Raw genomic sequence first — 25,371 nt, 5'->3', positions numbered from 1 at the left:
GGCGCAAGGGGTCTGCCACGCCCGCCTCATCCGCACCGACGGTGCAGATGGCGGCAAAACGGGCGAAACCCACATTTTCCGGGCAAGCGCACATGGGCGTTATTCGAACTCCATGATCACGTCATCGACGGCGAGGCTGTCGCCCGGACCGGCGTTGATCTTGGAGACCACACCCCGGCGCTCGGCGCGCAGGATGTTCTCCATCTTCATCGCCTCGACCGTGCACAGCGCCTGACCTTCCTGCACCTCTTGCCCGACCTCGACATCGATCTTCACGATCAGGCCCGGCATCGGGCACAGCAGCATCTTCGAGGTGTCTGGCGGCAGTTTCTCGGGCATCAGCTTGGCCAGTTCGGCTGCGCGCGGCCGGCGCACATGCACCTTCAGGTCGGCGCCCCGGTTGCGGATGCGGAAACCGCCCGAGATCTTGCCCACCTTCAGCACGAGCGGGCTGCCGTCCACGTCCAGAACCGCAAGCTGGTCGCCGGGCGTCCAGTCCGAACTGACGCGCAGGGCGGCGCCGTCCTCGAACTTGACCGTGGCACCGTCACGGTCCGCATTCACCTGCACGGCATATTCCTGCCCCTGCAGCGTGACCACCCAACGCTTGCCGACCTTGCGTTCGTGGTTGTCCATCCGGCCCGAAACGCGAGTGCGGCGGATCTCGGCCACCCGGTGCATCGCCGCGCACGAGGCCGCGATTCGGCGCAGGTCGCCTTCGGGCAGTTCGACACCGTTGAACCCATCGGGGTATTCTTCGGCGATGAAGGCGGTGGTCATGTCACCACTGACGAATTTGGGGTGATCCATCACCGCCGACAGGAACGGCAGGTTGTGGCCGATTCCTTCGACCTCGAAACTGTCCAGCGCCACGCGCATCGCCTCGATCGCCTGCTCGCGGGTCGGCGCCCAGGTGCACAGCTTGGCGATCATCGGGTCATAGTACATGCTGATCTCGCCGCCCTCATAGACGCCGGTATCGTTGCGCACGGCTGTCTCGCCACTGGGCGCATCGCCCTGCCATTTGCCGTTTTCCAGCAGCGGCCCCGCGGCCACCTCCTGCGGCGGACGATAGCGGGTCAGCCGCCCGATCGAGGGCAGGAAGTTGCGATAAGGATCCTCGGCATACAGCCGGTTCTCGATCGCCCAGCCGGTCAGCTTGACGTCATCCTGGGTGATCGACAGCGGCTCGCCTGCAGCGACGCGGATCATCTGTTCGACCAGATCGACACCGGTAATCAGCTCGGTCACCGGGTGTTCCACCTGCAGGCGGGTGTTCATTTCCAGGAAGTAGAAATTCTTGTCGCCATCCACGATGAATTCCACCGTGCCCGCGCTGGCGTACCCCACGGCCTTGGCCAGCGCCACGGCCTGCTCGCCCATCGCGCGGCGGGTCGCCTCGTCCAGGAAGGGCGACGGGGCCTCTTCGACCACTTTCTGGTTGCGGCGCTGGATCGAGCATTCCCGCTCGCCCAGATAGATGCCGTTGCCATGCGTGTCGCACAGAACCTGAATCTCGATGTGGCGCGGTTGCGTCACGAATTTCTCGATGAAGATCCGGTCATCGCCGAAGGAATTCGCCGCCTCGTTCTTCGAGCTTTGAAAACCCTCGCGCGCCTCTTCGTCGTTCCAGGCGATGCGCATACCCTTGCCGCCGCCGCCAGCGCTGGCCTTGATCATCACCGGATAGCCGATCTGCTGGCTGATCTTCACCGCCTCGTCCGCATCCTCGATCAGGCCCATGTATCCGGGAACGGTGCTGACATCGGCCTCCTGCGCGATCTTCTTCGAGGTGATCTTGTCACCCATGGCCTCGATCGCCCCTTTCGGGGGTCCCACGAACACGACGCCTTCGGCCTCGAGCGCTTCGGCGAATTTCGCGTTTTCCGACAAGAAGCCATAGCCCGGATGCACCGCCTGCGCGCCCGTCTGGCGGATGGCGTCCATCACCTTGTCGATCACGATGTAGGACTGGTTCGCCGGCGGGGGGCCGATGTGAACCGCCTCGTCGGCCATTTCCACATGCAACGCGTGCTTGTCGGCATCCGAGTAGATGGCGACAGTGCCGATTCCCATTTTCCGAGCGGTCTTAATGACCCGACAGGCAATCTCGCCTCGGTTGGCGATCAGGATCTTGTTGAACATGGAACGTCCTCTGTCTTTGTGTTCTGGACAAACGAAAACGCCGCTGCCGGGCTGATGCCCCGCAACGGCGTTCCGTCAAATGATGGCCGGGACGGCGCGCGCCCCGGAAAACCGGTATCAGTTACAGTTGTTTTGCGTCTTGCAATACAGCACGTTGCCGGCCGCACCGACCGCAGCCCCAAGGATCGGGTCCGCGCTGAGAACCGCAGCCCCGACAGCCCCGACACCGCCGCCGAGCAGCGCCTGTTCCCCGGTTGAATCACCGCAGGCTGCCAACCCGCCGCAGGTTGCGAGCGCAAGGAAAACTCGTGAGATTCGCATGTATACTGCCCCTTTTGGTTTCTTGTCGAATTGAACAGCAAATGCCTGAATCGGGCTTTGTTATTCAATATCAAACGGGGTGAAACAGGGCTTTGCGCAGGTTTTTGCCGCCCTGGCTCCGCAGTTCGGGCAAAGAAAAGCGCGGGCAGGTCTGTGTTGGAAACACGGTCCTGCCCGCGGAAGGAAGGGGTACGGAATAGTAGGTGCATGTGCGGCGCAGGCAAAGTCGAGCCGCACGGCCCGTTCACCTTGCACAGCAAAAATGCGGCCGCCAACGGATCAATTGCAACGCCGGAAATTCCGGCTGGAAATTGCCCATTCCCAGAAACGGCGCGCAGGTTCGTGCCGAAAGAGCCCGGTTTGCAACGGGTTCTGGCACAGACTTCAGCCATCACTGGGCGCCGACTGGACCGCATATCCGGTCGCCGCCGGATCGCGCTCCAAGCAGATGAACCCATGATATTTGGCTGAAGGCTCATGCCGAACTATGCCTCCCCACCGAAGATATCGGGGAAGGATTGCCGCGCGGTCTCAAAGTCGATCTTCAGCAACGCATCATAGCTGGCCGGATCGAACGGATCCTCGGCAGGCACGACCTCGCGCCCAAACAGCCAGCTGAGGCGGCCAGCGTCCAGATTTCCGCGTTCAAACGGCTGATCACCGAAATGCTCCCACAGAGCTTCGAGGAATGCCGTATCGGCACGCTTGTCAGCGGCTTTTCGGTCCCGATAGCGTTCACGGCGGGTCAATGGCGTCACGCCCTTGGGGTTTGCCCGGCGGATCGTGAACTGGAAGTCGGTTCCCGGCAGCCGTCCGGGAAATCCACGGTGCTTCAACATGCTGGCACCTCGTTCAAAAACCCGGTCCGCGACGGGCACCCGCGCAGGGATGAATGTGTCATGCGTATCTCCAAAGCCGCATCAGTTTCTCGGAATGCTCCGACGACATGAGATCGGGAAATCATGTTCAGAGTCCCTCCCAGATACATGCGGATTGGTCCAACCGGTAGGCTTCAAAATACTGCGTCGCGTCCGGAGACGAGTTGCCGAATTCCACCGGGCGGTCGGACAGCGAGATCACGACCCGCGCCGGGCTGAGTTGATGGTGCTCGACATAAGGAATGGCCAGAGTCTGACACAGGTGCTCCATGTCGGTCGCGGCCACGTCATAGCCGATACCGCCCACCTCATCGCCGATCTTGGGCGCGACAAACCGAAACCGCAGCCAGAGTTCGCCCGGGTTGGTATCGACCAGAACATCCTCAAGTGTCACCGGCTGGCCGGATGGAACCGGCAACAGGTTCCCGTCCTGCGCGATACCGGGCGATCCAGAACACATGAAAGCCAGAACAAGAGCGCGACCCCGGACCCGCCATAGGCAGGCTCCTCCTTCCGGGGTCGCAGGCGCCAGGATCATCTCCTGCGCTGTTCCGTATCTGGTGGCTGGGATCATGAAACGGTTTTGTGTCAGCGGTCAATCGGGAACATTCGTGGATCGAACCGGGGCAAAGCGCCCCGGCGGATTACAGCGGAATGTTGTCGTGTTTCTTCCAAGGGTTCTTCAGCTGCTTGTTGCGCAGGCTGGCAAAGGCCCGCGACACACGGCGGCGCGTCGAGTGCGGCATGATCACCTCGTCGATGAAGCCGCGTTCGGCGGCGACAAACGGGTTGGCGAACCGATCCTCATAGTCCTGAGTGTGCTTCGCGATCTTGCCCGGGTCTCCCAGATCGGCGCGGTGGATGATTTCGGTTGCACCCTTCGCGCCCATCACCGCGATTTCGGCGGTCGGCCAGGCATAGTTGAAATCACCGCGCAGGTGCTTTGACGCCATGACGTCATAGGCGCCGCCGTAAGCCTTGCGGGTGATCACGGTCACCTTGGGCACAGTCGCTTCGCCATAAGCAAACAACAGTTTGGCGCCATGTTTGATGACACCGCCGTATTCCTGACTGGTGCCGGGCAAAAAGCCGGGAACGTCCACCAGGGTCAGGATCGGAATCTCAAAACAGTCGCAGAACCGCACAAACCGTGCGGCCTTGCGGCTGCTGTCAATGTCCAGACACCCCGCCAGGACCATCGGCTGGTTTGCCACCACGCCGACGGTCTGCCCCTCAAGTCGGATGAAGCCAGTGATGATGTTCTTCGCGAAATCCTCCTGGATTTCATAGAAATCACCCTCATCGGCTACCTTGGTGATCAGTTCCTTCATGTCGTAGGGGGTGTTGGGGTTTTCCGGGACCAGCGTGTCCAGAGAAGTCTCGATCCGCCCCGGCTCGTCAAAGAACGGGCGCACGGGCGGCTTTTCTCGGTTGTTGAGCGGCAGGAAGTCGACCAGCCGCCGCACCTCGGCCAGCGCCTCGACATCGTTTTCGAAAGCGCCATCAGCCACACTGGACTTCTTGGTATGGGTCGACGCCCCGCCCAGCTCCTCGGCGGTGACGACCTCGTTGGTGACGGTCTTCACCACGTCGGGGCCAGTCACGAACATATAAGAAGTGTCTTTGACCATGAAAATGAAGTCGGTCATCGCCGGGCTGTAGACTGCGCCACCGGCACACGGGCCCATGATCACCGAAATCTGCGGCACCACACCCGAGGCTATGATGTTGCGCTGGAACACCTCGGCATAGCCCGCCAGCGAGGCAACGCCTTCCTGGATTCGCGCACCACCCGAGTCGTTGATGCCGATTACAGGCGCGCCGTTCTGCATGGCCATATCCATGATCTTGCAGATCTTCTGTGCATGGGTTTCCGACAGAGAACCGCCAAACACGGTAAAGTCCTGGCTGAACACATAGACCATGCGGCCATTGATCGTGCCCCAGCCGGTTACTACACCGTCGCCCGCAGGTTTTTGTTTTTCCATGCCGAAATCGGTGCAGCGATGGGTCACGAACATGTCGAACTCTTCAAAGCTGCCCTCATCGACCAGCAGTTCGATCCGCTCGCGCGCCGTCAGCTTGCCCCGCGCATGCTGCGCATCGATCCGTTTTTGCCCGCCACCCAGGCGCGCGTCCTCACGGCGGTTCTCAAGCTCGGCAAGGATGTCCTTCATCACGATTTTCCCCTGTCAAATTTGTGGCGACAATATAGATTGCTCCGCATCACCCAAAGGCCTTTTCGGCAAATTTGCAAATTTTTGGCAATTGCATTTCTGGGAATTGCAAATCAGTTAATGTTTGTGCATCGGCATGGCCTTTCCCGAATAGCGGAATTATGAGTGAACCATGCAGTTCAGTTCCACGTCTACGCACCGCTCTCCGCCCAAGCTGCTAACGCTTGTCCTGCTGTCGGGATTGTCGGCGCTCAGCATGAACCTGTTCCTTCCCAGCCTGCCTTTCATGGCGGTGTATTTTGAGGCCGATTACAAGGTCATGCAGCTGTCGATTGCGTTGTATCTGCTGATCAACGCCATTCTGCAGATCCTGATCGGTCCGATCGCCGACAAGGCCGGGCGGCGGCCGGTGCTGCTGTGGGGGCTGGTGTTGTTTCTGCTGGCAACGCTGGGGTGCATCTACGCCCCAAACGTCGAGACATTTCTTGCTTTCCGCATGGGGCAGGCCGTTATCGTCGTGGGGATCGTCCTCAGCCGCGCAGCGGTGCGCGACATGTATGATCAGGATCAGGCCGCATCCATGATCGGTTACGTCACCATGGGCATGGCCGTCGTGCCGATGATCGGACCGGCCATCGGGGGCATTCTGGAGGAAAGCTTTGGCTGGAAGGCCAATTTCTGGCTGCCTTTCGGGCTGGCCGCCTTCGCGCTGGCGCTGACCTATCATGACTTCGGAGAAACCTCGGCCAAGAGCGGCAAAACCCTGATCCAACAGTTTCGGGAGTATCCCGAACTGCTGACCTCTCCGCGGTTCTGGGGGTATTCGCTGTCATCCGCGTTGTCGTCTGGCGCGTTCTTCGCCTATCTGGGCGGCGCGCCTTTCATCGGCACCGAGATCTTTGGCCTGACCGCCGCCGAAGTCGGAATCTATTTCGGCGCCCCTGCCGTCGGTTACTTCTTCGGGAACTTCATCAGCGGCCGGTACTCGGTACGCTATGGCGTGAACCGGATGGTGCGGTGGGGCTGCTGGCTGAACGCAATCGGCGTCGCGTTGTCGGCGGTTCTGTTTCTGGCGGGTTGGGGCTCGGCGCTCAGCTTTTTCGGGTTCATGACATTCGTCGGCTTGGGCAACGGCATGTCGATCCCGAATGCAACCGCCGGATCGCTGTCCGTGCGACCACATCTGGCCGCGACCGCATCCGGGCTAAGCGGCGCGATCATGCTGGGCGGCGGCGCAGCTCTCAGCGCCCTGGCCGGTGCGATGCTGACCAATGAAACCGGCGCCATGCCGCTGTTGTGGTTGATGTTGGCCACATCGGTTCTGGCCATCGTCGCGATCAGCAGCGTGATCTGGCGGGAACGTCAACTCGGCATCTAGCCATCTTGCACCCGGGACTTTGCAAAGTTAGCCTGCGCAGGCGGAATAGCTGCAAAGAAAACCCGATGGCCACTCAGAAACTCTACGCAGGTGCAAAGCTGCGCGAAATGCGGACGCGTCTGACGCTGACGCAAAAGGAATTCGCCGCCAAGCTGGGCGTGTCCCTGCCCTATCTGAACCAGATGGAGAACAACAACCGGCCGATCTCGACCACAGTTGTTCTGGCGCTGGCTCAGGAATTCGGCATGGATGTAACCGAGCTGAGCACCGGCGATAGCGAGCGTCTGGTCTCGGACATGCGCGAGGCGTTGGCCGATCCTGTATTTGCGGATGCCATCCCCCCTCTGGCGGACCTGCGGCTAACGGCGTCCAATGCCCCCGCATTGGCGCGGTCCTTCATCGAGCTGCACAAAGCCTACCGTCAGACCCACGAGAGGCTCGCCTCGCTGGACGAGGCCCTCGGACGCGAGGACGCGCGCATTCAGGCCAGCCCGTGGGAAGAGGTGCGTGATTTCTTCCACTATTGCGACAACTACATCGACGCGGTCGATCGGGCCGCTGAACGGTTCGCCGCCCGCGCCGAAGGACCGGGAGGCATTCGGCAGGCAGCACTGGACAGCCTGAAGGAACGCGGAGTTCAGGTGATGTTCGAAGACATTCCGGCCCTGCGCAGCTATGACAACGCTACAAAGACTTTGCGCCTGTCCTCGCGCGCTGCGCCGCAGACCCAGGTCTTTCAACTGCTGCTGCAGGTCGCACTGATCAGCCAGGACAAACTGCTCGAGGCCACGCTGGACTTTGCCAAGTTTCAAAGCGACGAAGCCCGCTCGATCGCCAAGATCGGCCTCGCAAACTATTTCGCCGGCGCGTCACTGATGCCCTACACCGCCTTTTTGTCAGCGGCGCAGGAGGACCGGCACGATCTTGAATTGCTGAGCAACCGGTTCGGCGCTTCGATCGAACAAGTCGCCCACCGGTTGTCCACGCTGCAGCGACCGGGCGCCAAGGGCATCCCGTTCTTCTTTGTGCGGGTCGATCAGGCGGGCACGATCACCAAACGCCATTCGGCCACCCGGCTACAATTTGCGCGGTTCGGTGGGGCCTGCCCGCTTTGGAACGTGCACCGGGCCTTTGAAACGCCTGGTCATTTCCTGCTGCAATTGGCGGAAACACCCGACGGGGTTCGGTATATCTCGATCGCGCGGGACGTGTCGAAATCGGGCGGCTCCTTCGGTGCGCCAGTGCGCCGTTATGCCATCGCCCTCGGGTGTGAGGTCCGGCACGCCGAAGCACTGGTCTATGCCGACAACCTGGATATCAACAACACCAGCGCCTACGAGCCGATCGGGATTTCCTGCCGCATCTGCGAACGCCAGACCTGCCACCAACGGTCCGTCCCACCGCTGGAGCGCCGACTGAAGATCGACGCCCACACGCGCGGCACGCTGCCCTACGAAGTCACCTGAGCCGAAAAACGGAAAAGGGCAGGATCAATTCCCGCCCTTTTTTGGTTCACGCTTTGCTCAGGATCGACCAGATCTGATCCTTGAGCGCGGCTCGCTTTTTGCGCAGTTCGCCCTCGGCCAAGTCTTCCATCGGCTCAACATTGGTTTCCGCCCGATGCACCATTCGGTTGAGTTCGTGATATTCGTCCGCAAGCCGGGCGAAATGGGCATCGGTCTGCTTGAGCTGGCTCATCAGTTCAACCTTGTCCGGGAATTCCTCGGCCAGTTCATGCGGGGTATGGGACATTCCTGCTCGCTCCTTGAGTTTGGTTTCGCACTACAGCTAGACCCTAATACCAAAGCTGACTTTGACTCGGATCAATTGGAAGGGGAATGATTCCTTCGCGGTCGCATCCCCCTTACCGACACTGCATTCAACGCTGCGCCTCGGCCCATTTGGGGTGGATCCATGGCCGGTCATTGGACCGGGGCAGCGGGTCTTTGCCCAGCAAATGATCCGACATTTTTTCACCCACCATGATCGACGGCGCGTTCAGGTTACCATTGGTGATCTGCGGGAACACCGAGCTGTCCGCTACGCGCAGCCCATCCACCCCGATGACGCGGCCCTGCGGGTCGACGACCGCGTTCGGGTCGTCCGCCCGCCCCATGCGGCAGGTGCCGCAGGGGTGATAGGCGCTCTCGGCATGTTCGGCGATGAAAGCGTTCAGTTCTTCGTCGGTCTGCACGTCCGCACCGGGCTGGATCTCCTTGCCCGCATAGGGCTTGAACGCGTCCTGGCCGAAAATCTCGCGGGTCAGGCGGATGCAGGTGCGGAAATCCTCCCAGTCCTGCTCGGTGCTCATGTAGTTGAAGCGGATCACCGGCGCGTCCTCGGGCTTGGCCGAGCGCAGCGTCACCGCCCCGCGCGAGGGCGAGCGCATCGGCCCCACATGCGCCTGGAAGCCGTGCCCCTCGGCTGCGGCCTTGCCGTCATAACGCACGGCGATGGGCAGGAAGTGGTACTGGATATCCGGGTACTCGACCCCCGGCTTCGACCGGATGAACGCCGCGCTTTCAAACTGGTTCGACGCGCCAAGGCCGGTCTTGGTGAACAGCCACTGCGCCCCGATCAGGCCCTTGCCGAACAGGTTCCAGTATTTGTACAGCGTGATCGGCTGCAGCGAGGCCTGCTGGATATACAGTTCCAGGTGATCCTGCAGGTTCGCGCCCACGCCGGGCCGGTCGGCGACAACATTGATGCCGTGCTCGGCCAGGTGCGCGGCCGGTCCGATCCCCGACAGCATCAGCAGCTTGGGCGAGTTGATCGACGAGGCCGCCAGCACCACCTCGCGCCGGGCGCGCACGATCTGCGTGCGGCCACCCCGGATCAGTTCGACCCCTGTTGCGCGGCCATCCTCGATCACCACGCGCGTGGCGAGGCCCCGGACGATGTCACAGTTCGGCCGTTTCAGCGCAGGCTTCAGATAGGCATTGGCCGCCGACCAGCGCCGCCCTTTCCAGACGGTCTGCTCCATCGGGCCGAAGCCCTCCTGTTTCTCGCCGTTGTAGTCGTCGGTCAGCTCGTAGCCCGCCTGCCGCCCGGCCTCGACGAAGGCCTTGAACAGTGGGTTCTTGCGCGGCCCTCGCGACACATGCAGCGGGCCGTTGGTACCGCGCCATTTGGGGTCACCACCATGGCCGCCGTCGTGCCAGCTTTCCATCCGTTTGAAATAGGGCAGAACATCCGCAAAGGACCAGCCATCCGCGCCCATATCGGCCCAGGTGTCAAAGTCGCGCGCATGGCCGCGCACATAGACCATCCCATTGATCGAGGACGACCCTCCGATCACCTTTCCGCGCGGGCAGGCCAGCCGCCGGTTGTTCAGGTGGGGTTCGGGCTCGGACTGATAGCCCCAGTCATAGATCGGCATGTTCATCGGATAACTCAGCGCCGCCGGCATCTGGATGAACGGCCCTGCATCGGTGCCGCCATGCTCGATCACCAAAACCGAGGCCCCCGCTTCGCTCAGACGATAGGCCATCGCACATCCGGCGGATCCGGCGCCGACGATGACGAAATCTGCTTCCATGGTCGTGTCTCCATTGGCCCCGACCGGTGGCGCGGGATGTCCCGTGCGTTGCCACCGGTGGGCGTATCTTTAAAATGTGAAAGAGGTCATTCGCCGCGCGGGAAGCGCTGGTTTTCCTCGAGGTTGTCCAGATTCATGTGGTTGCGCATATAGCGCTCAGACGCTTGCTGAAGCGGCTGATAATCCCACGGGTAATAGCCGCCCTGCCGCAGCGCCTCGTACACGACCCAGCGCCGCGCCTGGCTGGCGCGCACCTCGGCGTCGAACCGGTCCAGATCCCAGCGCGCCTCGGACTTGGCGCGCAGGGTCTGCAGCGTGCCGGCGTGCTCGGGCTTGTCGGCCAGGTTCTCCAACTCGTGCGGGTCGGCCTCGAGGTCGAACAGCTGATCGGGGTCCAGCGCGCAGCGGTTGTATTTCCACTTGCCATAGCGCATCGACACCAAGGGCGCATAAGACGCCTCGGCCGCGTATTCCATCAGAACCGGCGCGGTGCGCTCGGTGCCGTTGGCCAGCGGCACAAGGTCCTGCCCGTCCGTCCATGGGGCAATCTCCGACATGTCGATACCCGCCAGCGTGCCCAGCGTCGGGGTCACGTCGATGGTCGAAACCGGGGTGTCGATGCGGCCCGTCGGCAGGTCCGGCGCCGAGATCATCAGCGGCACTCGGGCCGAGCCTTCGTAGAAGTTCATCTTGAACCAAAGGCCCCGCTCGCCCAGCATGTCGCCGTGGTCGGAGACGAAGAGGATGGTCGCCTCCTGCCGGGTGGTCTCCAGCACTTCGAGGATCTCGCCGATCTTGTCGTCCAGATACGAGATATTGGCGAAATAGGCCCGGCGCGAGTGGCGGATGTCTTCTTCGGTGATGTCGAAACTGCGCCAGTCATTGGCGTCGAAGATGCGCTGGGAATGTGGATCTTGGTTTTCATAGCCCAGATCGCCGACCTCGGGCAGTAGGTGCTCGCATTCCTCGTAAAGGTCCCAGTATTTGCGCCGCGCCACATAGGGGTCATGCGGGTGGGTGAAGCTGACGGTTACGCACCACGGGCGGTCATCCTTGCCACGGGCCAAATCATACAGCTTGGCCTTTGCGTGATAGGCGACCTCATCGTCGTACTCCATCTGGTTGGTGATCTCGGCCACGCCCGCCCCGGTGACCGAACCCATGTTGTGATACCACCAGTCGATGCGCTCGCCCGGTTTGCGGTAATCCGGGGTCCAGCCGAAATCGGCCGGGTAGATGTCGGTGGTCAGGCGATCCTCGAACCCGTGCAACTGGTCGGGGCCGACGAAATGCATCTTGCCCGACAGGCAGGTGTAATAGCCCGCGCGGCGTAGGTGGTGGGCATAGGTGGGGATGTCGCTGCGGAATTCGGCCGCGTTGTCATAGACCCCCGTGCGCGAGGGTAACTGGCCCGACATGAAGCTGGCCCGCCCCGGCGCACACAGCGGTGATGCCGTGTAAGCATTGGCAAACCGCGTTGACCGCTCCGCCAGATTCTTGAGGTTGGGCGCGTGCAGCCACTCGGCGGGACCGTCGGGAAAGAGGGTACCGTTGAGCTGATCCACCATCAGGATCAGAATGTTGGGTTGTGTCATTTTTCGGCCTCGAGCAGGGTCGTCAGGACGCGCATGGCGTGGGTAACCGCCAGTTGCGGTTCCTCGGGCGCGGAAAGAGCAGCGCGGATATACAGACCGTCGATCTGTGCGATCATGTTCTCGGCCGCTTCGACCGGGTCCTTCATCAGCGGGCGCAAAGCGTGGATCAGGTTCGACCGGATCCGCGCCTGATAAATCTGCCACAGACGCAGCGCGTCATCGTTGGTCTGGGCCAAAACGTAAAAGGTCATCCACGCGGCGATCACGTCGGGCGTAAAGCAGGACGGCGCGAAACAGGCGCGGATGATGGCCTGGGCACGCTGGTCCGGTGCCGCGGCCTTCAGTTCGGTTCGGGCTTCGGCGCCAAAATCGCCAAGGATGCGCCGCATCGCCGCCAGAAAGATCTGGTCTTTCCCCCCGAAGTAATGGTGCGCGAGAGCGCTGGACATGCCGGCGCGTTTGGCGATCTGACTGACGGTTACATCGAGAGACTTCTTGGACCCCAACTCGGCAATCGTCGCCCTGACGATCGCATCGCGCCGGATCGGCTCCATTCCGAGTTTTGGCATAACCGCCCCCAAACCTAGTCTCAACAGGACAAACGCTAAGGGCTTTTTATTGACTCGTCAATCAATAACGTTGCCCTTGGGGGCTCCGGGGCTTTTACAGCTTGGGGGCAAGGCTTGGAGGGGTCAAGCCACTGCGGTTCAGGACGGCCTCGCGCCAGGTTATGAAACTGACCGCTGCGAGGATCAGCGTCCCCCCGGCCACGACCCAGATATCGATGCCCTCTTGAAACACGAGCGCACCCAGAAGCGTGGCCCAGATCAGTTGCAGGAAGGTGACCGGCTGGGTCACCGCGACAGGTGCAGCCTGCAAAGCCAAGGTCATGAAGTAGTGCCCCGCCGTTGCAAAACTGGCGATCATGAACAGCACGCCGATGTCGCGCAGGCTGGGCGGAGTCCAGACGGCGATCGCAAAAGGGATAAGAAACAACGTCGTCCAGATCGACAGATGCGCCACAACGACCGAAGGCCGCACGTCCTGCACCATCGCTTTGGCCAGCAGGTACGACCCCCCCAACATCAGCGAGGTGCCCAGCATCGCCAGATGCCCGGCGGAAATCTCGCGGAACCCGGGTCGTAGAATGATTACAGCGCCCAAGATGGCGACAAGAACGGCCGCGATACGGCGAAAGGCCATCGTCTCGCCCAGAAAAAGCGCGGCGCCCAAGGTCACATAGACCGGCGTCAGGTAGTTCATCGCAGTCACTTCCGCCAGCGGGATACGGGTCATCGCAAAGAACCACAACATGACCCCGACGGCGTGTATGGCCCCACGCAATCCGAACAAGGCGATATGCCGGCGGGTCAGATGCGTGGTCAGGATCGCCCGCATGGCTGGCAGCAGAAAGACCAGCCCCAAAGCATACCGCAAGAACGCAGCCTCAATCGGATCCATCGAGGTACCCAGAGATTTGACCAAGGCTGTCATCGCCACAAAGGACAGCCCAGCGCTGAACATCCAGAACATTCCGGCAAGCGGGCGGGATTGGGTGGCGATCGTTGTCATGGGTCCGGTTGAACACGGAAACCCGGCGACGAACAAGCCTCTACATTGCGACCAGCTTCCAGGCGATCGCCAACATGACGATACCGATCAGCACATCCAGCACCTGCCATGCCCTGGGCCGGGCGAAAATGGGAGACAGCACCCTGGACCCATATCCCAGAGAGAAGAAGAAAACGAAACTGGCGGACATGGCACCGATGGCGAAACCCATCCGGTCTTCATACTGCGCCGAAATCGAACCGATCAGCACCACCGTGTCCAGATAGACGTGCGGATTGAGCCAGGTGAAGGCCAGAACGGTCAGCAAGGCCGCGCGCAGACTTGTACGCTTTGCCTCTCCGACCTCAAGCGCGGCGCCGCCGCGCCCGGCTGACGCCAGACTGCGCAGCCCGTACCACGTCAAGAACAGCGCGCCGCCGTATCGCATCATCGGCTCGAACCACGGCGCCGCAGTTGCCAGGCTGCCGAAACCCGCGACACCTGCGGCGATCAGAATGGCGTCCGACACGGCGCATGTCAGGCACAACACAAAAACATGCTCGCGCCGGAGCCCCTGCCTGAGGACAAACGCGTTCTGAGCGCCGATTGCCAGGATCAAACTGAAGCCAAGCGCAAAGCCGGCGATGACGGATGTAGACATGGACCCTCCTGTTCAAGTCCGTTGACTACGCGACAGATAGACATGTATCAAATTAAAGATAATGAGCTATAATTAGACTTTCTAATGCACTTGGACCCACATCACCTGGCCGCGCTGGCCGCTATTCTGCGGAATGGCAGCTTTGACGCCGCCGCCGCGGAACTGGCGGTAACGCCATCTGCGATTTCGCAACGGATCAAGGCGCTGGAGGATCGGGTCGGCGTATCGTTGATTCACCGCGGCACGCCCTGCACCGGAACGCCGGCTGGCTTGCGGCTTGCCCGCCATGCCGAAGACATCGGCCTGCTTGAGGCGCAACTCAATCGCGAGCTTTCGCTGGAACAGGGCACAGGCCCCACCCGGGTCAGGATCGCGGTTCCGGCGGATGTTCTGTCTACCTGGTTCATAGACGCGATGGCAGCCGTTGGTGATATGCTGTTTGACCTTGTGATCGACGATCAGGATCACTCGGCAGAATGGCTGCGGCGTGGAGATGTCAGCGCCGCCATCTCGGTCGGCGGGCAGACCGTCCCTGGATGCGATTCCATTGCCCTCGGCACGCTCAGATACCTGCCGACGGCAAGCCCCGAGTTCATGGCTCGTTGGTTCCCTGACGGAGTGAATGCTCAGAGCCTGTCGCGGGCACCCTGCCTGACCTTCAACAGGAAGGATGCCCTGCAAAAGGCCTGGATCCATGCGCAAACGGGTAGCCGGCTGTCTCCGCCGACCCACTTTCTGCCCTCGTCTCACGGGTTCGTAGCCGCTGCTGCCGCAGGTTTGGGTTGGGGGATGAACCCAGCGCATCTGGTCCAAAGCGCGATCGCGGATGGCCGTCTGCGCGAGCTTGTGCCCGACACCCCGCTGGATGTGCCTCTGACCTGGCAGGTCGGGCGTATTCTTGCACCGGCGCTTTCACCGTTGACGCGAGCGGTCCGGAAAGTTGCGACGCAAGTGCTAGCAAACCCCTGACACCGTGCTGTGAACGATGGCTTAGGTGGCGCGTTCCGCATCCTTCGGCTGCGGCGTGACCAGACGATAGCATGCGATTGCGGACCAGAAACTGCACAAGGTGAGGAAAGCGACGGCCAGTGCGACCTCGTTCATATGCGCAACCGCCGCCAACCCGGCCGACCCGACAATCGCCACGAGCCTGCAAATGCTCTTGATCGCGGCCGACGCCTTGACCCGCTGTTCCTTGGGCGCGGTGTCAATGAAGTACAGCTTGCGCGCACTGCCGATGCCGGTTGTCGCGACGGTCGCCACGAACAGGGCGATCGCGTGCAGGTGAACGTCGTGGTCAAGATGCAAATAGTGAACCGCAACCAGAACGACGCCCGTCACCCCCACCATCAACGACCCGGCCACCATGACCGCCCGGTGTGACTTCATGTTCACGAGCTGCCACAGAGGCGCGGCGACCAGATAGCCGGTCGCCGACGAAATGATCAACGCCGTCAGCCCCTTGGCCGATCCATGATGCGCCTCGGCTGCGATCAATGCAAAAAACGGCACCGACAGAGAAACCCCGACCAGCGGCAGCCGCATGGTCAAATACCGCCGGAACCAGGCGAATTCGAACATGGCTCGAGCGTCCGACAGGAACTGCCCCGCCGCTCGGCGACCGGTTTGAGCCTGGGGTTGTGACCGCGACAGTTCGGCCAGGGCAAGAATGGATAGTCCGGACAGCACAAAGAACCCGGCAGATACCGCGATCACGGTCGAGTGACGCGAGAATGGCGGGTTGTCCGAAGTCAGGTGATGCAGCGTCAGTGTCAGCCCGATGGCCCCAAGCCCCCCTGCCCCCAGTTGAAGATAGCTCATCCAGATCCGGGATTTCGAGCGCAGGTGATCCCCCCAAAGGTCAGTGAACATCAGCGCCTGGACCTCTTCGATCATGCCAATTGCAAAGAAGGCTAGGACGAAAGCCGCAGCCACCATGGGCGAGCCCCCGATCGCCGCAACCACGATAGCTGCCAGCAGGCACGCACCAATCGCGACCTCGGTCAGGGCAATGGAACGTTTCTTCTGCTGCTTCGCGGACACAGGGACCGCAAAGAACATGTCCGAAATCATGTTGCCTGCCTGACGGACGGAAACCAGCGCCCCGGCAAGAAACATGGGCATTTCCAATGAGACCGCCAGAAACGGCAAGACGATCGAAGGGCTGCCCATCGTCCACGCCACCTGGGACAGCACGCTTTGGCTTGCCAGAACCGGCAAATTTCGCCGCTCCAATTCCGTGGGTTTGCCTGTCATGTCCTGTCTTGCCGACCCCGACCCGTCTGTCGCAAGGTCTCGGCCAGCTCCTTTCTGCGCGGTTCAACCCTAAGGGTATGCGGAGGACCCACATGCGCCAAGAACCAAGTGCGGCGCAGGCAAAAAAAGAAACCCGGCCGTGTTCGGCCGGGCTCCTAATACAACCGAGTGCGGCGCTTAGAGTTGCGCCATCACCTCGTCGGTAGCCTCGAAATTGGTGGTCACGCGCTGAACGTCGTCATCGTCCTCAAGCGCTTCGACCAGCTTCATCAGGCGCTGCATGTCCTCAAGGCCCAGTTCGGTGGTGGTCGTGGGTTTCCACACCAGCTTGGTGGATTCAGATTCACCCAGAGCCGCCTCGAGCGCACTGGACACTTCGTTCAGGTCGGTATCCGCACACCAGATGATATGACCGTCTTCCGAGCTTTCCACATCCTCGGCCCCAGCCTCGATGGCCGCCTCGAAGATCGTGTCGGCATCGCCCGCCGATGCGGGATAGACCACTTCGCCCTTCCGGTCGAACATGAACCCGACCGAGCCGGTCTCGCCCAGATTTCCGCCATTCTTGGAAAATGTCGAACGCACGTTCGACGCAGTGCGGTTGCGGTTGTCGGTCATTGCCTCGACGATCACGGCCACACCGTTGGGACCATAGCCTTCGTACCGGATTTCTTCGTAATCCTCACCGTCGCCCGCCTGGGATTTCTTGATCGCGCGTTCGATCACGTCCTTAGGCACCGAGTTCGACTTGGCCTCTTTGACCGCCAGACGCAGGCGCGGGTTCTTGTCGGGATCGGGGTCGCCCATCTTGGCGGCCACGGTGATCTCTTTCGACAGCTTGGAAAACAGCTTGGACCGCGCGGCGTCCTGTCGCCCCTTGCGGTGCTGGATGTTGGCCCATTTTGAGTGGCCTGCCATGTTGCGTCCTCGTAATCGTGATTGCGTATTTGGCGCACATATAGACGTTTGCGGGGCAAAGGATCAAGACACCCGCTTGCTCGTGCAGTCAGCGCGTTTATGGTGGCCCAATGACGACAGATCAGATCATTCTCTTTGCACTCTTTATTACGGTATTCGGTCTGCTGCTTTGGGGGCGGTTCCGCTATGACCTTGTGGCGTTTGCCGCCTTGATGGTCGGCGTGATCCTGGGCGTTGTTCCGGTTGACAAAGCCTTTGCAGGGTTCGGCCATCCGGCCACGATCATCGTGGCGCTGGTGCTTGTGGTCTCGGCCGGGTTGGTGCGGTCGGGGGCGGTGTTCCTGATCACCCGCACGCTGGTCGATGCCTCGCGGGGCCTCGGCGCGCATATCGCGCTGATGGGCGGGGTCGGAGCGGTTCTGTCCGCCTTCATGAACAACGTGGCGGCGCTTGCGCTGCTGATGCCTGTCGACATTCAGACCGCGCGCAAGGCGGGACGTTCGGTTGGGCTGACGCTGATGCCGCTGAGCTTTGCCACCATTCTGGGCGGCATGGCCACCCTGATCGGCACACCGCCCAACATCATCATCGCGTCGATCCGACAGGAAACCCTGGGCGAGCCGTTCCACATGTTCGATTTCGCCCCGGTTGGCGGGCTGGCGGCCATCGCAGGTCTGGCCTTCGTCGCCCTGATCGGCTGGCGGTTGATCCCCAACCGCGGCGAACAGACCGAGAGTTCGGACACGCTGGCGGAATATATCGCTGAACTGACAATCCCGGCTGAGTCACCCCATATCGGCAAACGCGTCGCCGAGCTGGACGAGGTGGCCGAGAAATCCGACGTCGCCATCATCGGCCTGATCCGAGACGGCAAGCGCCGTTATGGCCGCGCGGCGAACGCGATCCTTCAGGAAGGCGACGCGCTGGTGCTGGAAGCTAGCCCCGAGGCGCTGGACGAGTTCCGCGCCGCGCTGAACCTGGATTTCTCGGATGCCCGCCGACAAGAGCTGCTGACGGCCGCCGGCGACGGGTTGGAGGTGATCGAAGTCGTCGTGCCCGAAAGCGCCCGCATCAATGGCCGTACGGCACAGGGGCTGGGGCTGGCTTGGCGGCAGAACACGATCCTGATGGGCATTTCCCGCCAGGGTCGGCGCATCACCGAACAGGTCCGCAAGACCGAGGTGCAGCCGGGCGACATTCTGCTTCTGCTGTGCCCGCGCGACCGAGGCGCGGACGTGACCGAGTGGCTGGGCTGCCTGCCTCTGGCCCAACGCGGCCTGAACGTGACCGCCAATGACAAGGCATGGCTGGCCATCGGCTTGTTCGCCGCTGCCGTTCTGGCCGCCAGCATCGGGCTGATCTACCTGCCCATCGCGCTGGGGCTTGTGGTTATCGCCTATGTGCTGACCAAGATCATCCCGATCTCCGAGATCTACAATCAGATCGAGTGGCCGGTCGTGGTTCTGCTGGGCTCGATGATCCCGCTGGGCAGCGCGTTGGAAAGCTCGGGCGGGACGGAACTGATCGCGAATGCGCTGGTTCAACTGACCGACGGCCTGCCGGCTTGGGCTATTCTGACGGTTTTGATGGTCGTGACCATGACGCTGTCGGACGTGCTAAACAACACCGCAACCGCCATCGTGGCCGCGCCGGTGGGCATCCAGATGGCGCGCACGCTCGAGGTTTCGCCCGATCCCTTCCTGATGACGGTGGCGGTGGCCGCCTCGGCGGCATTCCTCACACCGATCGGACACAAGAACAACACTCTGGTCCTGGGGCCCGGCGGCTATCACTTTGGCGACTATTGGCGCATGGGCCTGCCCCTGGAAATTCTGATCGTGGCGGTTTCGGTCCCGGCGATCCTCGTGTTCTGGCCGCTGTGAGGGCTTGCGTGACTGCCGGACCGCGCGCTAAGGGCAGCGCATGAAATGCTTTCTGATCCTGCAGCTGCGCCCCGAGACCGATGCCTCGGACGCCGAATATGCCTCGATCCTGAACCGGTCCGGGCTGACACCCGAGCGTACCCACCGCATCCGTCTGGATTGCGAGGCCCTGCCCGAAGGTCTTGACGTGACCGACTATGCTGGCGTGATCGTGGGCGGCGGGCCGGGCTGCGTCAGCGACGACCCGGCCAGCAAATCTCAGATGGATGCCCGAATCGAGGGCGCGATCATGGGGCTGATGCCGCAGATCACGGCGCACGATCATCCTTTCATGGGCTGCTGCTATGGCCTGGGCATTCTGGCCGCGCATCTGGGCGCGCCGGTCAGCAAGGACCGCTATGGCGAGCCGGTCGGCCCGTCGCGCTGCCACCTGACCGAGGATGGCGCCCGCGACCCGCTGACCGCCGGGCTCGAGCCCGACTTCGATGCCTTCGTCGGTCACAAAGAGGCGGTGCAGGCCCTGCCCGCGGGCTGCGTGCATCTGGTCGCGTCAGACCCCTGCCCGTTCCAGATGATCCGCTGGGGCCAGAATGTCTATGCCACGCAGTTCCACCCCGAAGCCGACGCCAAGGACTTTGAGCAGCGCATCCACATCTACAAGGACCACGGCTATTTCCGTCCCGAGGACGCCCAGCCGCTGATCGAACGCTGCCACGCGGCCGAGGTCACGCAGCCCGGCGAAATCCTGCGCCGTTTCGCCCAGCGCTACGGGTGACCCAACGGCGCGGTTGCCTGACCGGGGACCGCGCGCTTAGGTTGGACCGAAACGACTTTGGGAGGGGTTGTTTTGGATCTTCTGATAAACGTGGGCCTGCCGGTTTCGCTGGCCATCATCATGCTGTCTTTGGGCATCGGGCTTGAGGCGGCGGATTTCCGGCGCGTGATCAGTCGGCGTTATCCGTTTGCGATCGGCGCGGTCTGCCAGGTCGTTCTGCTGCCGGTCGCGGCTTTCGTCACGGTCAAGCTGTTCGCGCTGCCGCCGGCGATTGCGGTCGGGTTCATGCTGCTCAGCTTTTGCCCGGGCGGCGTCACCAGCAACATCCTGTCGAAACTGGCGAAGGCCGATGTGGCGCTGTCGGTCAGCCTGACGGCGGTGATCAGCCTGCTGTCGATCGTCACGGTGCCGGTTCTGGCGGCCTGGTCGATTGACCACTTCATGGGCGAGGACGCACCTGAAGTGTCGATCAGCGGTCTTGCGCTGGCGATGTTCTTGATCACCACCCTGCCCGTCGCCATCGGCGTTGGCCTGCGCCACTTTGCAACCGCTTTTGCCAACCGGATCGACGGCCCCCTTTCCAAACTGGCCACCATCCTGTTCGTGTTGATCGTGATCGCCGCGCTGGCTGGAAACTGGCAGCTGTTCGTCGACAATCTGGGCATCATGGGCGCCGGGCTGATCTCGCTGAACCTCGCGCTGCTGCTGATCGGATTGGGGCTGGCGCGGGCGGCGAAACTGTCGTGGAATGAGGCCAAGACCATCTCGATCGAAACCGGCATCCAGAACTCGACCTTGGGCATCACGCTGGCGGCCCTGATCACCGGAACCGAAAGCGGCTTCAGCCCGCTGGCCCTGCCCTCGGCCGTCTACGGGATCACCATGTACGCCGTCGCGATCCCCTTCATCGCCTGGTACCGCAACCGCTGAAAGGACAGAGCATGACCGAAAACACTGCTGATGCGATCGTCGTGGGCGGCGGGCTGGCCGGGCTGGCCGCGGCAGCCGAACTGGGTGACCGCGGCAAGAAGGTGATCGTGCTGGACCAGGAACCCGAGCATTTCCTGGGCGGTCAGGCATTCTGGAGCCTTGGCGGCCTGTTCATGGTCGACACGCCCGAGCAGCGCCGTATGGGTATCCGCGACAGCCGCGACCTGGCCCTGCGCGACTGGATGGGCAGCGCCCAGTTCGACCGGGACGAGGACGCCTGGCCCCGCAAATGGGCCGAGGCCTATGTCGAATTCGCCGCCGGTGAGATGCGCCCCTGGCTGCACCAGATGGGCCTGCGCTGGTTTCCCGTGGTCGGCTGGGCGGAACGCGGCGGGTCCTATGCCGACGGTCACGGCAACTCGGTCCCGCGGTTCCATATCACCTGGGGCACCGGCCCGGGCGTGCTGGAGCATTTCATCCTCCGGGTCCGCGAGCATGTCAGCGCCGGCCTGATCCAGTTGAAGTTCCGCCATCAGGTCAGTCACATCATCATGCAGAACGGCGAGGCCAAGGGCGTCTCGGGCGAGGTTTTGGCCGATGACGCGGCCCAGCGCGGCGGCAAGACCAACCGCGACGAAGTGGGCGAGTTCGAGGTCTATGCCCCGTCGGTCATCGTCACTTCGGGCGGGATCGGTGGCAATTTCGAGATGGTGCGCCAGAGTTGGCCCCGCGACCGCCTGGGCGAACCGCCCAAGGACATGGTTGCGGGTGTGCCCTTCCACGTGGACGGTCGGATGATCGCGATCAGTGAAAAGGCCGGCGGCCACGTGATCAACGGCGACCGCATGTGGCACTACACCGAAGGCGTGCGCAACTGGGACCCGATCTGGCCTGCGCATGGTATCCGCATCCTGCCCGGCCCCAGCTCGATGTGGTTCGATGCACGTGGCAACCGGCTGCAGCCCCCCTGCCTCCCTGGGTTCGACACGCTGGGTACCCTGCGCGAGATCCTGAAAACCGGCTATGAATACAGCTGGTTCGTTCTGACCCAGAAGGTCATCAAAAAGGAATTCGCCCTGTCCGGGTCTGAACAGAACCCCGATTTCACCTCGGGCAGCTGGAAGGAGGTCATCCGCCAGCGGGTCCTCTCGGGGTCGAAGGCCACCGGGCCGGTCGAAGCATTCAAGGAAAAGGGCGAGGATTTCGTCGTCGCCAACACGCTGACCGAATTGGTGAACGGGATGAACCATCTGGGCGGCGGCCTGATCGACGAGGCACATCTGCGCGCCCAGATCGAAGCCCGCGATTCACAGGTGGACAATCCGTTCTCGAAAGATGCGCAGATGATGGCGATCCTGGCGGCGCGGAACTATCGCGGTGACAAGCTGATCCGCACCGCCAAACCGCACAAGTTCCTCGATCCGAAAAACGGCCCGCTGATCGCGGTCAAGCTGCATGTGCTGACCCGCAAGACGCTGGGTGGTTTGCAGACCAATCTGGACAGTCAGATGATCGGGGCCGATGGCCAGGTGGTGCCCGGCCTGTTCGCGGCCGGCGAAGTCGCGGGTTTCGGCGGCGGGGGCTTTCACGGCTACAACGCGCTCGAGGGCACGTTCCTGGGCGGATGCATCTTCTCGGGCCGCAATGCCGGGCGGTCGAGGGCCGTCGCCTGACGGCCCTTGGGCATTATTGGTCGCGGCGGAACTGCAGAACCGGTTCACCTGCCGCATCGAGCAGAACCAGAGTGTCCCCGCGCTGAACAAAGCTTGCGACCTTTGGGAGAGCGGCAAGGAATTCCCGCTCAACCTCGTCCAGCGGCGGCGGGCAGGCCATCAGAGTGGCGGCCATGTTGTCGGGGAAGGACATCGACTTACCCGATATCTCGGCCTGTCCACTGAACCGGTTGCAACCGCCTGTTCCCCCAAAGGCTCCGCCCTCGGCAAAGGTAATCTGCGGACGTTTCTCGGTGTCCAGCGCAACACCGTTCAACTCGGTTGCGGTCCATTGCGTGTTCTCAAGCATCGCCGCGCCCCGTTCCTGAACCTTGACCATGACCAGATCGACCGAGTCTCCGGCGTCGTTGGTCAGAACCGGGTAAGCGGTATCGGTGGTGAACAGCAGCTTACCGTCCTGATGCACCGAGGCTCGCACCACATAGCGGTGCCGATCCTGAATCAACGCGTCGTCATAGGTCAGCGCGAACTGGGCAGGCACGCCCGTCAAAGCATAGCGTTGCGCAGCCAGCGTGACGGCTGGCGCGTCAGCCAGTGAAACGTCCTGCAGTTCGACGAACAGGGTTGCCCCGGGCGGAACCGCGATCCGTTCGCGATATGTGGCTGTGCCTTCAACGGTTCCCGCCCGGGCGGCGCCCCACACGGCTGCCCACAACGCGGTTCCTGCCAGCAGGCTTTTTGCGGTTTGCATTGTCCGATCCCTTTGTCACCAGTTTCCAGCACAAAAGATCGGGACATCAGCGCGTTTTACAAGGTTTTTCAGTTCCAAGCGGCAAATTCGTGCCTGAATTCAAAGCGGCCAGAGGAACGGGATGATCAGCGAAGCCAGCAATCCAACCGTCAGGTTCAGCGGAATCCCGACTTTCATGAAGTCCGTGAACCGGTACCCGCCGGGGCCGTAGACCATCATGTTGGTCTGATACCCGATCGGCGTCGCGAACGAGGCCGAGGCCGCAACCATCACCGCCACCACGAGCGGCCGCGGATCCACCCCCACCGCCTGCGCCAGACCGATGGCGATCGGCGTGACCACGACCGCCACGGCGTTGTTCGAGACCAGTTCCGTCAGGACAGAGGTCAGCAGATAGATGGCCCAAACGATGAGGAACGGCGGCAGGTTGGAAAAGGACGGAGCAATCGCGTTGGCGATCAGGGTGACCGCACCCGAGCTGTCGAGCGCAGCCCCAATAGCCAGCATGGCAAAGATCAGCGCCAGCAGACGGCCCTCGACAAAGGAAAACGCCTCGTCCGCGTCGATGCATCGCGTCAGCAGCACAACCGCAACTGCCAGAATCGTCAGCAGGAAAATCGGAGCCACGCCGAGCGCCGCCAACACCACGATCCCAATCAGCGCAGCAATCGCGATCGGAGCATGACCCCGCCGGAAGGCGCGGGCCGATGGCTGGGTGACGTCGACCATGTCCATGTCGGCAGCCAGTTTACTGATATCGGCCGGCGAGCCTTCGAGCAGCAGCGTATCACCAACCCGGACGACCAGATCGTCAAGTTGCCCCCCGATGTTCTGATTGCGCCGGTGCACGGCCAAGACATAAACCCCATAGCGACGACGCAGCCGCAACGCACCCAATGTGCGCCCGACCATGCGACAACCGGGGGTGATCAGAACCTCAACCGTGCGTGTTTCGACCGCCGAAACCTGATCAACGCGTTTTAGTTCCTTGTTGCTTTGCAGGCTCAGCAGCTCGGTCATTTCCGTGCGCAACACCACGCGGTCACCGACCTTCAGTTCGACCCCTTTCAGGTTCCGCCGCAACGACTCGTCGCCGCGGATCACGTCGATGAGCCGCACGCCCGGACGTTTGAACAGCTGCACGCCGGTCACTTCACGGCCGATCAGGTTGCTGTCGGGCGGAATGACTGCTTCGGTGAAGAATTTCATCTTCGACCGATCGCTGAGCATGGTTGCCATGCTGTCACGCTCGGGCAGAAGGCGCGGCGCGATGAAGCGCAGGTAAATCATGCCGTAGATGACAAGAATGATGCCCAAAGGCGTGACCTCGAAAATCGTGAAGGCCGGCAGGCCCTGTGCCCGGGCCACACCATCGACCAACAGGTTCGTCGAGGTTCCGATCAGGGTCAGCGTCCCGCCGAGAATCGCAGCATAGCTGAGCGGGATCAGCAGCTTCGATGCTGAAATATTCAGCGTGCGGGCAATCTGGATGAACACCGGGATCATCACGACGACGACGGGCGTGTTCGACACGACCGCCGAGGCCAGGACGACAAATGCCATCAGCAGACCGATGGCAATGCGCGGGTTGACCTGCGCCTGTTTCTGCGCCGTCGCTGTAAAGGCGTGCAGGGCACCGGTCCGGACCAGAGCGCCCATGATGATGAACATCGCCGCGATGGTCCAGGGCGCCGGGTTCGACAGAACCGCCAGTGCGCTTTGGTAGGGAAGCACGCCGGTGACCAGCATCACCGAAACGCCGCCTATGGCAACGACCTCGGTCGGATAGACCTCGCGCATGAACATGATGAACATGCCCGCAACAACCGCCAGCGCAAGTATCGCGCTGCCCATATCTGACAATTGAAGGAGTTGCATTCGTGGTGTTCTGTCCGAAACCTGTCCCGGCCCAAGCGCCTGAGAGTCAGTTTCACGTATTGC

General features: G+C 62.1%; 22 protein-coding genes. 7 read left to right on the top strand and 15 right to left on the bottom strand.

Annotation, left to right across the window (positions count from 1 at the left end):
- Positions 1-99: 99 nt before the first annotated feature.
- From ACR0JC_RS09420 to ACR0JC_RS09400, 5 genes are all read right to left on the bottom strand, one after another.
- Positions 100-2,145: an acetyl-CoA carboxylase biotin carboxylase subunit gene (locus ACR0JC_RS09420; protein ID WP_170340795.1), complete on the bottom strand. Its 2,046-nt coding sequence runs from the start codon at positions 2,143-2,145 to the stop codon at positions 100-102.
- A 117-nt stretch (positions 2,146-2,262) separates the two neighbouring features.
- Complete coding sequence (locus ACR0JC_RS09415) at positions 2,263-2,466, bottom strand: hypothetical protein (RefSeq protein WP_093964781.1); 204 nt, start codon at positions 2,464-2,466, stop codon at positions 2,263-2,265.
- A 485-nt stretch (positions 2,467-2,951) separates the two neighbouring features.
- Positions 2,952-3,305, bottom strand: coding sequence for a hypothetical protein (locus ACR0JC_RS09410; protein ID WP_170340793.1), 354 nt, complete (start codon positions 3,303-3,305; stop codon positions 2,952-2,954).
- A gap of 127 nt (positions 3,306-3,432) precedes the next feature.
- Positions 3,433-3,918 (bottom strand): DUF6497 family protein, encoded by a 486-nt coding sequence (locus ACR0JC_RS09405; protein ID WP_093964780.1) that lies wholly within the window; start codon positions 3,916-3,918, stop codon positions 3,433-3,435.
- Between the two features lie 70 nt (positions 3,919-3,988).
- A complete protein-coding gene (locus ACR0JC_RS09400; protein WP_170340792.1) occupies positions 3,989-5,521 on the bottom strand; it encodes an acyl-CoA carboxylase subunit beta in 1,533 nt (510 codons plus the stop codon).
- A 172-nt stretch (positions 5,522-5,693) separates the two neighbouring features.
- On the opposite strand from ACR0JC_RS09400, the gene ACR0JC_RS09395 reads away from it, so the two are divergent.
- Together ACR0JC_RS09395 and ACR0JC_RS09390 are read left to right on the top strand one after the other, a co-directional pair.
- Positions 5,694-6,899: a multidrug effflux MFS transporter gene (locus ACR0JC_RS09395; protein ID WP_170340790.1), complete on the top strand. Its 1,206-nt coding sequence runs from the start codon at positions 5,694-5,696 to the stop codon at positions 6,897-6,899.
- A 65-nt stretch (positions 6,900-6,964) separates the two neighbouring features.
- A complete protein-coding gene (locus ACR0JC_RS09390) occupies positions 6,965-8,365 on the top strand; it encodes a helix-turn-helix domain-containing protein (RefSeq protein WP_093964777.1) in 1,401 nt (466 codons plus the stop codon).
- Between the two features lie 46 nt (positions 8,366-8,411).
- Here the strand turns inward: ACR0JC_RS09390 and ACR0JC_RS09385 are convergent, their stop codons facing one another.
- The 6 genes from ACR0JC_RS09385 to ACR0JC_RS09360 form a co-directional block, all read right to left on the bottom strand.
- Positions 8,412-8,651, bottom strand: a complete 240-nt coding sequence (locus ACR0JC_RS09385) for an HP1242/YdcH family protein (RefSeq protein WP_093964776.1) — start codon at positions 8,649-8,651, stop codon at positions 8,412-8,414.
- A 127-nt stretch (positions 8,652-8,778) separates the two neighbouring features.
- The gene (gene betA / locus ACR0JC_RS09380; RefSeq protein WP_170340788.1) at positions 8,779-10,437 is read right to left on the bottom strand and encodes a choline dehydrogenase; all 1,659 of its coding nucleotides are present in this window, start codon (positions 10,435-10,437) and stop codon (positions 8,779-8,781) included.
- 86 nt (positions 10,438-10,523) lie between these two features.
- On the bottom strand, positions 10,524-12,032 hold the full coding sequence (betC, locus tag ACR0JC_RS09375; protein WP_170340786.1) for a choline-sulfatase: 1,509 nt from the start codon (positions 12,030-12,032) through the stop codon (positions 10,524-10,526).
- Positions 12,029-12,601, bottom strand: a complete 573-nt coding sequence (gene betI, locus ACR0JC_RS09370) for a choline-binding transcriptional repressor BetI (protein ID WP_170340784.1) — start codon at positions 12,599-12,601, stop codon at positions 12,029-12,031. The genes betC and betI overlap by 4 nt, the downstream gene beginning before the upstream one ends.
- 94 nt (positions 12,602-12,695) lie before the next feature.
- Positions 12,696-13,604 carry a DMT family transporter gene (locus ACR0JC_RS09365; RefSeq protein ID WP_170340782.1) on the bottom strand — a complete coding sequence of 303 codons (909 nt, stop codon included), beginning with the start codon at positions 13,602-13,604 and terminating at the stop codon, positions 12,696-12,698.
- A gap of 40 nt (positions 13,605-13,644) precedes the next feature.
- Positions 13,645-14,244, bottom strand: a complete 600-nt coding sequence (locus ACR0JC_RS09360) for a LysE/ArgO family amino acid transporter (protein ID WP_170340781.1) — start codon at positions 14,242-14,244, stop codon at positions 13,645-13,647.
- Positions 14,245-14,328: 84 nt separating this feature from the next.
- On the opposite strand from ACR0JC_RS09360, the gene ACR0JC_RS09355 reads away from it, so the two are divergent.
- Complete coding sequence (locus tag ACR0JC_RS09355) at positions 14,329-15,213, top strand: LysR family transcriptional regulator ArgP (protein WP_170340780.1); 885 nt, start codon at positions 14,329-14,331, stop codon at positions 15,211-15,213.
- A gap of 21 nt (positions 15,214-15,234) precedes the next feature.
- Here the strand turns inward: ACR0JC_RS09355 and ACR0JC_RS09350 are convergent, their stop codons facing one another.
- Both ACR0JC_RS09350 and ACR0JC_RS09345 read right to left on the bottom strand, forming a co-directional pair.
- Complete coding sequence (locus ACR0JC_RS09350; protein ID WP_093964769.1) at positions 15,235-16,500, bottom strand: permease; 1,266 nt, start codon at positions 16,498-16,500, stop codon at positions 15,235-15,237.
- Positions 16,501-16,677: 177 nt separating this feature from the next.
- The gene (locus tag ACR0JC_RS09345; protein WP_093964768.1) at positions 16,678-17,418 is read right to left on the bottom strand and encodes a YebC/PmpR family DNA-binding transcriptional regulator; all 741 of its coding nucleotides are present in this window, start codon (positions 17,416-17,418) and stop codon (positions 16,678-16,680) included.
- A gap of 110 nt (positions 17,419-17,528) precedes the next feature.
- Between ACR0JC_RS09345 and ACR0JC_RS09340 the strand changes: the two genes are divergently transcribed.
- The 4 genes from ACR0JC_RS09340 (at position 17,529) to ACR0JC_RS09325 (ending at position 22,679) form a co-directional block, all read left to right on the top strand.
- Entirely contained in the window at positions 17,529-19,301 is a 1,773-nt protein-coding gene (locus ACR0JC_RS09340) for an SLC13 family permease (protein ID WP_170340779.1), read from the top strand.
- Positions 19,302-19,341: 40 nt separating this feature from the next.
- Entirely contained in the window at positions 19,342-20,076 is a 735-nt protein-coding gene (locus ACR0JC_RS09335; RefSeq protein WP_170340778.1) for a glutamine amidotransferase, read from the top strand.
- A 72-nt stretch (positions 20,077-20,148) separates the two neighbouring features.
- Positions 20,149-21,006, top strand: coding sequence for a bile acid:sodium symporter family protein (locus tag ACR0JC_RS09330; protein WP_170340175.1), 858 nt, complete (start codon positions 20,149-20,151; stop codon positions 21,004-21,006).
- Positions 21,007-21,017: 11 nt separating this feature from the next.
- Positions 21,018-22,679, top strand: coding sequence for an FAD-binding dehydrogenase (locus ACR0JC_RS09325; protein WP_170340777.1), 1,662 nt, complete (start codon positions 21,018-21,020; stop codon positions 22,677-22,679).
- A gap of 13 nt (positions 22,680-22,692) precedes the next feature.
- Here the strand turns inward: ACR0JC_RS09325 and ACR0JC_RS09320 are convergent, their stop codons facing one another.
- Complete coding sequence (locus ACR0JC_RS09320) at positions 22,693-23,430, bottom strand: YbaY family lipoprotein (RefSeq protein WP_170340776.1); 738 nt, start codon at positions 23,428-23,430, stop codon at positions 22,693-22,695.
- Positions 23,431-23,529: 99 nt separating this feature from the next.
- Complete coding sequence (locus ACR0JC_RS09315) at positions 23,530-25,308, bottom strand: SLC13 family permease (RefSeq protein ID WP_170340775.1); 1,779 nt, start codon at positions 25,306-25,308, stop codon at positions 23,530-23,532.
- Positions 25,309-25,371: the final 63 nt, after the last annotated feature.

The organism is Ruegeria sp. CH5 (genome assembly GCF_056537025.1).
Note: the sequence above shows the minus strand (reverse complement) of the source record. Positions and strands in the feature narration are given on the sequence as shown.